Raw genomic sequence first — 14,470 nt, 5'->3', positions numbered from 1 at the left:
GCCCCCTTGCTGTTTATTATCTTAGCATATATATTTAATTATGTCAATGTTCATTTTGACGAATTAAGTAAATCGGAAAAATCCTCATACGGCAATGGTTTAGAATAGAAATAACCCTGAACCATATTACAGCCTGCATTTTTTAAGAAATCACGTTGACTTTGTGTTTCGACACCCTCGCAGATTGTTTTAACGTGAATTTTTGATGCCATATTAATAATTTCCTCAACAATAACTTGACTTCGCTGAACATCTTCAGTACTGTCGATAAATACCTTGTCAATTTTAAGTGTATCAATCTGCACTTTTCTAAGCAGGTTAAGCGATGAGTAACCACTTCCGAAGTCGTCCATTGATATTGTAAAACCGTGTTCTTTCAAATTGTATATAAGTGCGATTGCCGAGCTGTCCTCTTGACTGAATATACTTTCTGTAATTTCCATTTCAATATACTGCTTAGGCACTTTGTACTTTGCGACAACCGCCTCAAGCTTGTCAACAAAATTCGTATCCGAAAGGTGACATCTTGAAACGTTCATTGAAATAGGAATAACCTTTTTACCCATATCAAGACGATGTTTTTGCATTTTCAAAACCTGTTCATATACATAGAAATCAAGGTCAACAATAAAGCCGTTGCGCTCAAAAACAGGGATAAATACGCCCGGTGAAATAATGCCCTTTTCCTTGTGATTCCAACGCACAAGCGCCTCCGCACCGATGATTGTATCGTTTGCAAGTTCGTATTTCGGCTGATAGTAAACGACAAATTCGCCCTTGCTCAATGCACGAACCATTTCGCTTTCAATCATATTTTTCATATTAAGTTTTTTGTTCATATCGTCCGTGAAATAGCAGATATAATTTGTATTTCGCGCTGATGTGTACTTTTTGGCAATATTTGCTCTGTCAATGTAAAGCGACAGGCTCAAAGCGGGATTGTAACGCGGAATAGGGCAAACACCGATTTTTAGCGGTACTTTATAATTTGTTGTGTTATGTATTGAAATATCCAAGTCCACAAGGCTCTTTAAAAGTTCGCGGTTTTGTGAGGTGTCTTCAACGAGAATTAAGAAACTGTCACCTTGCGAACGTGCGTAAAGCCCGTTTTTGTGGAATTTTGATTTTATATTCTTGGCAATGTTCATAAGCGTCTGGTCGCCGACTATGTGACCGAAACGTTCGTTTATAAGTTTGAAGTTCCTTGCGTCAAGCGATGTGAGTAAGTATGATTTATCGCTGTTGTTATCCAATATTTTTTCAGCCGTTTTCATAAAATACTGCTTATTCGGAATTTGCGTAAGTGTGTCCGTATGCAGAAGTTTTTTGTAATAATATTCACGCCATTTTATGAATACGATTATCGCGATTATAACAAGCAATATTATAAATATCCATTGCTTGTTTGTTTTCAACATATCTTTTACTGTCGGAACATATATATGATTTAATGTGTAGACCTTTCTTTCAAGTTCCGAATTTGTAAGTGTTACATTTTGGATTGTCTTGTTCAAAAGGCTTACGATATGCTGATTGCAGGTAAGGTTGGAAACACCAATACTTGCGGGAACTTCAACGTCAAAGTCTTGCAATATTGAAAGCTTAGGATGTGCAATCAAACTCGTTTTAGTCTGTAAATCTGTCGACGAAACAAGTACAGCTGAAACAGTGTCGTTTTCGACTGCCGTTAAAAGTGAGTCAATGGATGAATATTTTTCGACAGACCATTGTTTGTATTTGTCGTCAAGATAATCTGTAATCCACGAATCGTCTGCCAATATGCCGACGTGAATTTCACTGTCCTCAAAAATGTTCGTGTCTTTTTTCACTAACGGCAAGTATGAAACCTTTGTATAAGGCAGTGTTGCAGTGGTAAGACCTTGTTTTGAACCTGAAACCGTAAGAATTATGTCGGCTTTGCCCATAACAATTCCGTTCATTGACATTTCGGATTGATCGTACGAGATAAATTCAATTTCAAAACCGGCATTGTCGGCAACTTTTTTGATAATATCTTCGTATATACCGTTATATTCGCCCGTGTCCTTGTCATAATATGATGACGGATAATTGTTGTCGGGCGCAAGTATGCGAAGTTTAGGGTGATTTTTCTTTGCTGTCTGCTCTTCTTTCGTGTAGCCTATTGAATTGCTGTAAGGGCGTTTAAACAGCTTTGTATATTCCATTGACAGATAGAACGGATTTTGTATTTTGTATTGATTTATAGCGCTGTTTAGCTTTGTAAGAAGATTGGTATTGCCTTTTTTTACGGCACAGTAGTAGTCCAATTTGCCGCCTTTGGCTATTAGCTTTAATCCGTCGGGATTGTTTGTTGTAGGTGTAAAAATTGCGTCGATTAAATTATTTTTTACGGCATTTAACATATCGTCCACAGTATCGTAATAAACAGGGATGTATGTAAAATTATTTGCAGCCGAAAAATCGGAAAGAATTTTTTCTATATACGAATTTTTAAGTAAACCGATTTTAATTTGATTGAATGTATCAAATTCTTCAAAATATAATTGCTTGTAATCAGTGGTATAAAGTCCTAAAAAGCCTGTTGCGATAGGTGATGATGTATAGTCAACATACGCCAAAAAGGCATCACTCGCAGGAACCATACATAAAAAATCTATATTTCCGCTTTGAAGGTCGGAAATACCTTTATTAAAAGTTGTGTCATCGAAGTTTATTTCGTTAGCTATAAAATTTGTACTTGCAGTTGTATCTAAAATAGTATTTACACTATCCTCGGCATATTCACTGATACTGTTGCCGTCAAAGCTGTAATCATTAAGAATACTGGCTTTTAGCGTATTCGTTTCAGCATATACCGAAAAAGAAGTAAAGCAAATAACAGATGTTAAAAGCATTAAAATAATTGCTTTTATGTGTTTCATTCAAATTCCCCTTTGTTTAAATCCTCTCTCTCATATATTATATACCACATTGTCCAAATGTTCAAACAAAAAATTAAAAAAATATAAAAAAATATTGCAGACAAAATCTTTAAGGGGTATCTGCTTTATATTTGGTATACATATTATAAGTTATCGTGCATATACATATAACATATATTTTGGACAAAAGGAGGAAACAAAAAGTGGAAGAATACAATATTTACAGTGATATAGCACAGAGGAGTCAAGGAGATGTTTATATAGGTGTAGTCGGACCGGTCAGAACAGGTAAATCTACATTTATAAAAAAGTTTATGGATTTGCTTGTAATACCTAATATAGAAAATGTGTATCAGGCAGAGAGAACACGAGATGAATTGCCACAGTCCGCCGGCGGCAGAACGATTATGACGACAGAGCCGAAGTTCATACCGAATGAGGCGGTTGAAATATCCCTGGGCGATAATGCACATTTAAAGGTGAGAATGATTGACTGCGTCGGCTATATCGTGGACAGTTCGCTTGGGTATGTGGAGGATAACGAGCCGAGAATGGTTACAACCCCGTGGTTTGACCACCCGATTGCTTTTAATGAGGCGGCGGAAATAGGTACGAAAAAAGTTATTTGCGAACATTCGACTATCGGTCTTGTTGTTACGACTGACGGTACGATTACGGAGATTGACAGAAACGATTATGTTGATGCCGAAAACAGAGTTATAAATGAATTAAAAGCGATTAATAAGCCGTTTATCGTGCTGTTAAATTCGGTAGCGCCTAATTCGCAGAACACACAGAATTTAAAGGCTGAACTTGAGACAAAGCACGGTGTGCCTGTTGTGGCGGTAAATTGTGAAGAACTTAATGCAACGGATATACATAATATTATTGAAACGGTGTTGTTTGAATTTCCTCTTAAAGAAATTAATATTAAAATTCCAGATTGGATTGAAGAACTTGACAGTGAGCATTGGCTGAAAAAAGAGATATACGGTGCGATAATCGAAAAAATCGAGGACGTAAACCGTATTCGCGATGTGCGTGCATTGTCGGACGGTATGGGTGAGTGCGGTTTTGTTCAGCGTTCGTATATCGAGGGTATGGATTTGGGTGACGGTACGGTTAAGCTGTGTATGGAACTTCCGCAGGAGCTTTTCTATCGTGTGCTTGGTGAAATGTCCGGCTTTGAAATTGACGGCGAACATCAGCTTATGACGCTTATGTCGGAGCTGGCACAGATGAAAGCGCAGTATGATAAGGTGTCATTTGCACTTCACGAGGTGATGGAAAAGGGTTACGGAATTGTGTCACCGTCAACAGAAGAATTGACTCTTGACGAACCGAAAATCGTTAAACAAGGCGGTAGATTCGGTGTTAAACTTAAAGCGTCCGCACCGTCTATACATATGATTCGTGCGGATATTGAAACGGAAGTAAGTCCGATTGTCGGTACTGAAAAACAGTCGGAGGAACTTGTGCATTATCTGCTGTCGGAATTTGAAACAGATCCGACAAAAATTTGGCAGTCGAATATATTCGGTAAGTCGCTTTATGAGCTTGTAAATGAGGGACTTCATAATAAACTTTCAAGAATGCCTGAATCGGCAAGAATGAAATTAAAAGAAACTTTGCAGAGGATTATTAATGACGGAAGTAACGGCTTGATTTGTATAATTCTGTAATAAGGGGCTTGATAATGAAACGTATAATAGCTGTAATCTTCGTGATTCTTTGTTTGTGCGGGTGCGATATGAAACGTATCCGCACAGAAAGCAGTATAAAGGAATATGAAACCGATTTTTCAACGGTGTATGCCGAAACAGTTAAATTCAGCGGTATGAAAAACAGTGAGCTTGAAAAAAATATCAACGCACAGATACAACAGTCCATAGACAGTGACCTTGTTGCTTTTGATTCCAAAGCACAGGAATGTAAGGATAATTTGCAAATGGGGAATAAGTGCGTTATGGAGATAGGTTGGGAGGAAACTTATAATAAAAATGATTTTATCAGTGTGGTTGAAGAAAAATATATTTATACCGGCGGTGCAAGAGGTACAACGGTGCATATTCCCGTAAATATAGATGTGTCTGGTGAAAAGGAAGTGAAACTTGCGGATTTGTTTGCTGATGATGGGTATGTCAGTACGCTTAACAGAATGATTAATGAAGAAATGGAAAAACATTCGGAAGAATATAAGGATTTGTGGGCAAAGCCTGAAATAAAACAGGAACATCAGACGGATTTTTATATTCAAGATGATGATTTGGTTATATTCTTTCAACCGTATGATTTGTCATACTATGCTCGTGGATTCGTGGAATTTAGACTTGATTTGGAAGATTTGTCCGGGTATATGAAAGAGGAATATAGACGACTGATTGATTAGGGGCGACCGTCGGCCGCTCTTTTTTTGCCACCCCACAGTCGCGTTTGCGACAGCTCCCCTCAAGGGGAGCAATATGGAAAGTCTCTCCTTGAGGAGAGGTGTCACGAAGTGACGGAGTGTTGGCAACCTTACACATTAATTTCAAAATGATAACTACCGCCTACAAGTGTATGAATATCACCGTTAGGCAATTTCAAAGTTGCGGTTGTATTAGTCGGAACGGTGCAATCATACGTAAATTTACCGTCATGCAATTTCCATGCAGAACTGATTTTACCGTAAGGTGACGTAAAACTGCCTTTGGCATAAGTCAAACCGCCTCCGAATTTCGGTGAAAGCATAAATGATTTATACCCAAATTCAACGGGACGAATACCAAGTATATCGGTAAAGAACCATTGACCTATCGCACCGTAAGAATAATGGTTAAACGAATTCATTGAAACATCGCCGAAAGTGCCTGTTTCGGCAATATACGAATTCCAACGCTCCCATATGGTTGTAGCACCGTTTTTGACACTGTAAAGCCAAGACGGATTGTCTTCCTGCTCAAGCAACTTAAAAGCAACATCATCAAGACCGACTTTTGAAAGTGCAGGTGCAAGATGTGATATACCGAGAAAGCCGACTGTAAGTTTGCCGTTGTTTCTCAATATTGAGTTTTTGAAATATTTTCTTGTATTTTTAAGCTTGTCTTTGGGGATAAGGTCAAAGTCAACTGCAAGTGCATATGCTGTTTGACTCGGACAGTGCGGAGTGTTTTCGGCATAATATGTATATCGCGTAACACTTCCATCAAGTGCGACCGATTCGCCGCAATGTGCGGTCTGTGAACTCACTTCGCCGTAATACGAAACAGAGCCGTCATCATTAACCCACGCATCATTGAATGCACGTTTTATATTTTCAAATAATTCAGTATATCGTTTTTCATCATCGGTTTTGCCGAGAATGTACGCGGTTCTGCGGAGTATGTCGGCAGAATGTGCGGCATATGCCGTTGCGGAATATATGTAAGGCGTGGAATTGTCATAAGTAAGGTGGTCGCCACGGCATTGCTGTACTTGAATATACGGAATTGTCGCAAGGTCGGATTGTTCCGGTACTTCCTTGCCGTCAACCGTTCGTACACCGTAATTACGGCGGTCAGTGCTGCTTTGATATTCAACCCACTTTTTCATCATATCATAGCATTTTTTAAGTATGCGTATATCGCCGTATGTTTCATACATTTCCCACGGCACAATCGTTGCGGCGTCGCCCCAACCGCCGCAACCGTCAATGCGGTTATCACCGCCAAGAGGGGCGGTATCGGGAACAGCACCGTTTTTATTGTACATAGTTTGTGCGTCAATCAAATCATCAAGCCATTTGTCGATAAACGACTTTATGTTCATATTATATGCACCTGTTTTTGCAAAAACCTGCATATCACCCGTCCAACCCATACGCTCGTTGCGTTGCGGACAATCAGTAGGAATTAGCAGAAAATTGCCGATTTCACCCCAACGGATATTGTGCTGAAGCCTGTTAATAAGCGGATTTGAACATTCAAATTCACCTGTAACAATATCAATATTCGATATTGCAAGACCGTCAACCGAGATAATCATATCTTTTGATATATCGCAACCGTTACCGCTGATTTCCGCATATCTGAAACCGTGTGACGTGAAAGTAGGAATAAACTCCTCCGTATCACGTCCGCAAAGTGTATAAATATCGGTATTTGCGGCGGAACGCAGATTTTTTATATAAATACAGCCGTCTTTATGCGTCATTTCGCCGTAACGAATTTTAATCGACTGACCGCATTGACCTTTAACTTTCAATTTTATTGTTCCGACCATATTTTGACCGACATCATAAACGAAATGATTTTTCGGATTTTCACACACGAATTTACCGACAAAGTTTTTTATAATTTTTGCAGTGTTACCCTTTTGGGCGGTTAATTTAAAATCAGTATCGGATAGTGTGCCGTTTGTCGGGACAGGCTTTTTAGGTTGTTGTTTGATACCGCATTTAACCCAGCGTTTATCGTCCGCAAGGGGATTGTATTCAAGCCTTGCGTCATAGCTTTCACCGTCAAAATAATCACAGTCGCTTATCGGTGCTTTATCAGTAAACTCCCACGAACTGTCTGTTTTGATAACCTCGCTTGTTCCGTCAGTGTAGACAATATTCAGCATAGCAATAAATGAACTCTCTTTGCCGTATATCATAGCACCGCTGTAACCGCAAAAGCCCGAATAATGTCCTCTTCCAAGAACTGCACTTATGACATTTTTACCGTCTGCAAGCATATCGGTAACGTCAAAAGTTTGGTATTGAATTCTTAGTCTGTAGTCGGTAAAACCGGGATTGTAAAAATCGTCACTGACTTTTTCGCCGTTTATGCAGGCATTGTAAAAACCTTGCGCAGATGCATAAAGACGTGCCGATTTGATTGTTTTTTCTATATTGAAACGTTTGCGGAGATTTACAGACGGTACGGGATTGACAATTTCAAATGCGTTGTTGATTGTGAGTTTTCCGTTTTCGTATGTGCCGAGTGCTGAAAGTAAGCCGTTTTCAAAATTATCCTCTTGCAAAACAAGATTGTTTGTTTCGATTTTTAAGTGACTGATTTCGGCAACGCTGTTTAGCTGATTAAAGCCGACAGACATTAAAAATGTCTTGCGTGGCTGATTTATGATATTTTTCGGAAGAATATCTTCATCAATTACTTTTTGACCGTTCAGATAAAGAAGTACATTTGTTTTGTTTACCGATAATTCAAGGCTGTCGGAATGTTCGGTAACATGAAATGTACCGAGTAATTTTTTATACGGAACATTGTCATTCCAAGCATTGTCGGATATTTCGTAAACAGAAACGCTGTCTTTGCAGATGTTAAATAGGACATAGTTATCTTTATTTCTTGCGTTCGCAACCAAGCCGAGATTGTCCGACTTGAAAGTACAAGAAATTTTATAGTTATCAACGGCATATGTGTTGACGGTTTCTTGCGGACTGCCAATCCAATCGGCATTAAATTCATTATTCATTAAGCCTGTTTCAAAATCGGCAGTATCGCTTGTGTATTCATTGCCTTGTTCGTCCCATACGATTACTTGCCAAGAATACTTTGTCATAGCCGATAAAGATCGACCGTTGTATTCAATGCAGATTGAGCGGTCAGACGTAACTTTACCGCTGTCCCAAACCGTATCATTGTCGGAGCGAACAATAATTCTGTAAGCGGTTTGAACAGTACCGCTGATTTTCGATTGCAGTTTCCAAGAAAATCGCGGTTTCTTTTCATCAATTCCGATTGGATTTATTAAATCCTCTGTTTTCATATCGTAAATAATCATAATTCTAATCTCCGTCTGTTTTATTAATATCATTATACCATAGCACAATATAAAATGTTTCAAAATTTTGCTTGAAATCGTTTATTTTTTGCTTTGTATTTTGACATTGCATATAATATTTGATATAATATGCAAGTTAAAAGAAGGGAGAGATTAGAATGAAGAAAAATGTAAAGAAAATAACGGTCGGAGGACTGCTTATCGCATTGGCACTTGTATTGCCTATGGCATTTCATTTAACGGGAGTACCGCAACCGGGTCAAGTATTTTTGCCTATGCACATACCTGTATTACTCGGAGGATTTGTTTTAGGACCTGTGTTTGGATTTTTTGTAGGATTGTTTTCACCGATTATAAGCTCTGTTTTGACGGGTATGCCGGCAGTAGGCAGATTGCCGTTTATGATGATTGAGCTTGCGGTATACGGATTGGTAAGCGGTTTGATGTATAATACATTTAAGTTTAATAAGAAGAAAATGGGTACATATATTTCACTTTTAACTGCAATGCTTTGCGGTAGAATTGTGTATGCAATTTCATTGTTTGTTGCGGTAAATCTTATGGGTATACAGTGTGGCGGACCTATTGCGGCAGTTACCGCAACAGTCAGCGGTGTACCTGGAATTATAATTCAAGTTTTGATAATTCCGCCTGTTGTATATGCACTTGAAAGGAGCGGTTACATTGACAGACATTTTAGAATCTGCAAAGGAACAGTTGCATAATAATAATTTTTCTATTGTGATTGTAGGCGAAAATGATGTTTATACTTCAACGAAACACGGCGTTGCACCGCTTTTGGAAATTCTTGACGGTGGAAATGATGTTATAAAAAATTCGTTTGTTGCCGATAAAGTTGTCGGTAAAGCGGCGGCTTTACTTATGGTAAAAGGCGGAGTAAAAGAGGTTTATGCCGATATTATAAGCTCTCATGCACTTGATGTTTTTGAAAAATATAAGGTTAAGACATATTACGGTAATTTGGTTGAGTATATTATAAATCGTGATAAAACAGGTATGTGTCCTATGGAAAAGGCAGTGCTTGAAGTAGATGAACCGAATACGGCATATGATGTGCTGAAAAAGAAAATTGCTGAAATGAGAAAGGGCGGTCATTGATCGCCTTTTGCTATATAATAAATATTTCGTAGGGCGGCCGTTGGTCGCCTTTTTGTGTGGTTTTGTATTGCAATACGGCAAGTGTTTCGTAGGGGCGACCGATGATCACCCTTACGGATTTGCTGAATGGGAAAAGGGACGGTATATCGACGTTATTTTTTGCCACCACTCCGTCACTGCGTGCCACCTCTCCTCAAGGAGAGGCGTTTTGTAAGGCTCCCATAAAGGGGAGCTGTCGGCAAAGCCGACTGAGGGGTGGTGATAGAAAAATAGGCAATGGGCGACCGATGATCGCCCCTACGAAATATAAAAACGCACAAAAAAACACCGCCGTATCGGCGGTGTCAAAAACATATACATATTGGGGGGAGTAAATGTTTTAAATGGGGGAGTTATCACAACTATAAAAGATGTAATATATATGAAACAAATATCAAAGATATTTGTAACTTTTGGGGGGACCCTTGCCTTTGGGGAAGGCAAGGGCATATGAAAAAAAGGATGGTATCGACTGTTTTTACACAGTCTATCAATTAAAACTGGATAGCTTATTTAGTTTTATCTGCCGAGTCTTCCATCAAGCGAACCTGTACTTCCATAGTTTCGCCGTCTCTTAAAATCTTAAAGGTCAAATAATCGCCCGCTTTTTTCTTATCACGGATTTCGTTGACCTCCTCGGTAGATGAGACCTTCTGACCGTCAACTTCAAGAATCATATCGTTGACTTTAAGTCCGGCCTCTGCCGCTCCGCTGCCCTCGGAAACACTTCCGATAAACAAACCGTAGCCTGTATCTTTGATACCGATTCCGACAAGTGGTCTGCCTGTCACATATCCTGATGCCATCAAGTCGTCAATGATTGGTTTTGCCTCTGATATTGCGATAGCAAATCCCATACCTTCAACGCCTGTGGTTGATAATTTAACTGAGTTAATACCTATAACCTCACCGTATTGGTTGATTAAAGCACCGCCCGAGTTACCTGAGTTAATAGCGGCATCTGTCTGCAATAGGTTATAAGTTCTGTTATCTATATTCATTGTTCTGTTTACGGCACTGATTATACCTGCCGTAACTGAACCGGAAAATTCCTGTCCCATCGGGTTACCGATTGCAACTGCCGTTTCACCGACTTGAACTGTTGTCGAGTCACCGAGTGTTGCGGCTGTAAGTTTTGTTGAACCCGGATCTATTTTCAAAACCGCAAGGTCTGTTTTTGTATCCTGACCTACAAGTTTTGCGGTGAATTCATCGCCTGTATTAAGTATTACCGATATTTCCGAAGCACCGTCAATAACGTGCTGATTTGTTACGATGTAACCGTCGTCTTGGAAAATAATTCCCGAACCGCTGCCTTGTTCAACGGTTTGACCGTCTGTGCTTCCGTCGCCGCTTGAATAATAATATCTTCCGCTGAACGGATCGTAATATTTTTGCGGTTGAACTGTAGTCTTGTTTATAACACCGACAACGCTTGGTCCGACTTGTTCTGCAATTTCGGGAATTGTAAGAACTTTCTTACCGTTTTTGTATGCTGCAAGTTGAGCTGAATCCGAAGATGATGAATCATCCGATTGTGTTGTTTCACTTGCAACTGCCGCGCTTTGAGTGTTATTGTTCATATTCTTTTGCATAAAGTACATTCCTGTTCCGAATACACCTGCTGTAAATATGCTTGCTGCAAGAGCTGAACAGACAGCTGTTAGCCATACTTTTTGTTTTTTCTCTTTCTTTGGCTTTTGGTCGTAAATAATCAAGTCAGTTGATTCTGTATAAGGGTATTTCTTCATGGTCGTCATCCTCCTTATATCATTATTATCAAAACAATCTAAATTCATACTCTTTATAGCTTTCCTTTGACTATGGTTATATGATACAGTACACTTTTGACACTGGTATGAATTAAATGTAAATAGAAATGACTTATTTTATGAACAAAGTGTGAACAGGTATTGACAAATAGAGATAATAAGGTTAGAATATGTATAAATGCGAATTATTTGCAACAAAATATACACGCAGAGATATTATAAAGTAGAAAGGATTTTATATGAAGAAGTTACTTATACTTGATTCAAACAGTATTTTAAACCGTGCGTTTTACGGTGTGCGTTATTTGTCCGCAAAGGACGGTACTCCGACAAATGCGATATACGGTTTTCTTAATATATTATTGAAACTGATAAAGGAGCAGGAGCCGGATTATATTTGTGCGGCTTTTGACGTGAAAGCACCGACATTTCGTCATAAGCAGTACGAGGGATACAAGGCACAGCGTAAGCCTATGCCCGAGGGACTTGCCGCACAAATGCCACTTGCAAAGGACGTACTTCGTGCAATGGGCGTAACAATCCTTGAAAAAGAGGGTTACGAGGCTGATGATATAATCGGAACAGTTGCAAGACTTTGTGAAGAAAGTGAAATAAGCTGTTTCATTGCAACGGGCGATAAAGACGATTTACAGCTTGCGAGTGACAAAACAAAGGTCATTTTGACGGTTACAAAGTCGGGATATAATGAAACGATTATTTATGATGACAAGGCTGTTAAGGAAAAGTACCACGTCACACCGACTGAATTTATTGATGTAAAGGCGCTTATGGGCGATCCGTCCGATAATATTCCCGGTGTTAAGGGTGTCGGCGAAAAAACGGCTATGAGCCTTATCGAAAAACATCACAGCATTGAATATATATATGAAAACATTGACGATATAGGTCTAAAGGGCACTATGCTCCAAAAGATGAAAGACGGCAGGGAAATGGCGTTTATGTCAAAGGAGCTTGCGACTATCAACAGAAATACACCGATCGAATTTAATGCGGAGAAATGTGTATTTGACGGTTTTGAAAACAACGGCGAGCTTTACGAAATATTAAAGCGACTTGAACTTAACAGTATTATAAAGAAGCTTGATTTGTCAGGCGTGGATAACGTAAAAGAAAACGAGGATATTTTTAAAGATTTTTCTTATCAAGTCGGGGATAAGAATATGATTAGCGGTGATAAGGTGACCGTTGTGCTTGACTTTGACGGTGATAATATTTCATCGGCGGCAGTCGGAGCGGGGAATAATGCGGTAGTATTAAATGAGCAAGACGATATAAAAGAGTTGCTTGAAGATGACAGCATAGCAAAGGTTATGTTTGACGTCAAAGAGGCTATCGTTAAATTAAACTGCAGAATTGACATAAAAAATATAGCAGATGATACCGCAATCGCCGCATACCTTGTAGATCCTGCAAAAAATGAATACACAATAGAAAAATTGGCAAGCGAATATTTCGGCACGGTTATAGAAAAGCCTGAAGTCAAGCAGTTGTCATTACTTGACGATGTGGAAACCGACAGGAGCGAATACCTTGCAAAATGTGCAGTTGCACTCGGTGTGCTTAATGAGCGTATAGGCGATAAGATAAAGGAAAACGGACAGGAAAAGCTGTATCAAGAGGTGGAATTACCGCTTGTTACGGTGCTTGCACACCTTGAAATAAACGGATTTCTCGTAGACGACCATCAATTAAAGGAATTTGCCGATAAACTTGGTGAAAAGATTGATGCGCTTACAAATGAAATATATATGCTTGCCGGTGAAGAATTTAATATTAATTCACCGAAACAGCTTGGTGTAATTCTTTTTGAAAAACTTGAATTAAAGCCTGTAAAGAAAACAAAGACCGGATATGCGACAAATGCAGATGTGCTTGAAAAGCTCAGAGATAAGCACCCTATAGTTAATTTTATTATGGAATACCGTCAGCTTGCAAAGCTGAAAAGCACATATTGTGACGGTTTGCGGGCTGTTGTAAATCCGAATACGCACCGCATACATTCAGTGTTTACGCAGACAGTGACCGTTACCGGCAGACTTTCATCAACAGAACCGAATTTGCAGAACATTCCGACTCGTACGGAGCTTGGCAGAGAAATCAGGAAAATGTTTGTTGCGAAAGAGGGTTATGTACTTGTGGATGCAGACTATTCACAGATTGAGCTTAGAGTGCTTGCGCATATCGCAAATGATGAAACAATGATAAATGCGTTTAGAAATAATGAGGATATTCACGCAGTTACCGCATCACAGGTGCTTGGTATACCGCTTGAGGATGTTACAAAGGAACAGCGTTCAAGTGCAAAGGCGGTAAACTTCGGTATTGTGTACGGCATAGGTGAATTTTCACTGGCACAGGATTTGCATATATCGGTTAAAGAGGCTAAGGCATATATTGAAAGCTATCTTGAAAAGTATCACGGCGTAAGAAATTATATGGAGAGCATAAAGGAACAGGCGAAAAAGGACGGCTATGTTAAAACTATGCTTAACAGAATACGTTATATCCCTGAATTGAAGTCACCGAATTATAATATACGTCAGTTCGGCGAACGTGTTGCACTGAATACACCGATACAAGGTACGGCGGCGGATATTATAAAGCTTGCAATGGTGAGAGTTGATAATAGACTTATAAATGAGGGATTGAAGTCAAAGCTTATATTGCAGGTACATGACGAACTTATCGTTGAGGCACATAAGGACGAAGTGGATAAGGTTAAACAAATTTTGAGCGAAGAAATGCAGAGTGCAATGGAACTTAATGTTCCTCTTAAAGTGGATATGTCAACAGGACATAGCTGGTATGACGCGAAATAGTTTGCCACCACTCCGTCACTGCGTGCCACCTCTCCTCAAGGAGAGGCAT

At 39.3% G+C, this 14,470-nt stretch carries 8 protein-coding genes; 5 read left to right on the top strand and 3 right to left on the bottom strand.

Annotated elements, in window-relative coordinates; translation table 11 throughout:
• Positions 1-50 precede the first annotated feature (50 nt).
• On the bottom strand, positions 51-2,903 hold the full coding sequence (locus ACLTU0_RS01585; RefSeq protein WP_412321134.1) for an EAL domain-containing protein: 2,853 nt from the start codon (positions 2,901-2,903) through the stop codon (positions 51-53).
• Positions 2,904-3,106: 203 nt separating this feature from the next.
• Between ACLTU0_RS01585 and spoIVA the strand changes: the two genes are divergently transcribed.
• Both spoIVA and ACLTU0_RS01575 read left to right on the top strand, forming a co-directional pair.
• Complete coding sequence (gene spoIVA, locus ACLTU0_RS01580; protein ID WP_412321133.1) at positions 3,107-4,585, top strand: stage IV sporulation protein A; 1,479 nt, start codon at positions 3,107-3,109, stop codon at positions 4,583-4,585.
• Between the two features lie 14 nt (positions 4,586-4,599).
• Complete coding sequence (locus ACLTU0_RS01575; RefSeq protein ID WP_308455953.1) at positions 4,600-5,292, top strand: DUF3298 and DUF4163 domain-containing protein; 693 nt, start codon at positions 4,600-4,602, stop codon at positions 5,290-5,292.
• A 128-nt stretch (positions 5,293-5,420) separates the two neighbouring features.
• On the opposite strand, the gene ACLTU0_RS01570 is transcribed toward ACLTU0_RS01575, so the two are convergent.
• Positions 5,421-8,651 (bottom strand): family 78 glycoside hydrolase catalytic domain, encoded by a 3,231-nt coding sequence (locus ACLTU0_RS01570; protein ID WP_308455954.1) that lies wholly within the window; start codon positions 8,649-8,651, stop codon positions 5,421-5,423.
• Between the two features lie 158 nt (positions 8,652-8,809).
• Between ACLTU0_RS01570 and ACLTU0_RS01565 the strand changes: the two genes are divergently transcribed.
• The gene (locus tag ACLTU0_RS01565) at positions 8,810-9,376 is read left to right on the top strand and encodes an ECF transporter S component (RefSeq protein WP_022231103.1); all 567 of its coding nucleotides are present in this window, start codon (positions 8,810-8,812) and stop codon (positions 9,374-9,376) included.
• The gene (locus ACLTU0_RS01560) at positions 9,336-9,770 is read left to right on the top strand and encodes a DUF1893 domain-containing protein (RefSeq protein ID WP_337868816.1); all 435 of its coding nucleotides are present in this window, start codon (positions 9,336-9,338) and stop codon (positions 9,768-9,770) included. The genes ACLTU0_RS01565 and ACLTU0_RS01560 overlap by 41 nt, the downstream gene beginning before the upstream one ends.
• A 548-nt stretch (positions 9,771-10,318) precedes the next feature.
• Here ACLTU0_RS01560 and ACLTU0_RS01555 read toward each other — a convergent pair.
• Complete coding sequence (locus ACLTU0_RS01555; RefSeq protein WP_412275293.1) at positions 10,319-11,560, bottom strand: S1C family serine protease; 1,242 nt, start codon at positions 11,558-11,560, stop codon at positions 10,319-10,321.
• A gap of 260 nt (positions 11,561-11,820) precedes the next feature.
• On the opposite strand from ACLTU0_RS01555, the gene polA reads away from it, so the two are divergent.
• Positions 11,821-14,421, top strand: coding sequence for a DNA polymerase I (polA, locus tag ACLTU0_RS01550; protein ID WP_337600534.1), 2,601 nt, complete (start codon positions 11,821-11,823; stop codon positions 14,419-14,421).
• Positions 14,422-14,470 lie beyond the last annotated feature (49 nt).

It is taken from the genome of Hominilimicola sp., from assembly GCF_046972485.1.
In the GTDB taxonomy this organism is placed as follows: domain Bacteria; phylum Bacillota; class Clostridia; order UBA1381; family UBA1381; genus Hominilimicola; species Hominilimicola fabiformis.
The sequence above is the reverse complement of the archived record's forward strand: the minus strand, read 5'-3'. Positions and strand labels throughout refer to the sequence as shown.

Bases quoted from the DNA above. Each gene is read 5' to 3' on its own strand.
- polA (WP_337600534.1), top strand. From the start codon at position 11,821: ATGAAGAAGTTACTTATACTTGATTCAAACAGTATTTTAAACCGTGCG.
- ACLTU0_RS01575 (WP_308455953.1), top strand. From the start codon at position 4,600: ATGAAACGTATAATAGCTGTAATCTTCGTGATTCTTTGTTTGTGCGGG.
- ACLTU0_RS01555 (WP_412275293.1), bottom strand. From the start codon at position 11,560: ATGAAGAAATACCCTTATACAGAATCAACTGACTTGATTATTTACGAC.
- ACLTU0_RS01585 (WP_412321134.1), bottom strand. From the start codon at position 2,903: ATGAAACACATAAAAGCAATTATTTTAATGCTTTTAACATCTGTTATT.
- ACLTU0_RS01570 (WP_308455954.1), bottom strand. From the start codon at position 8,651: ATGATTATTTACGATATGAAAACAGAGGATTTAATAAATCCAATCGGA.
- ACLTU0_RS01565 (WP_022231103.1), top strand. From the start codon at position 8,810: ATGAAGAAAAATGTAAAGAAAATAACGGTCGGAGGACTGCTTATCGCA.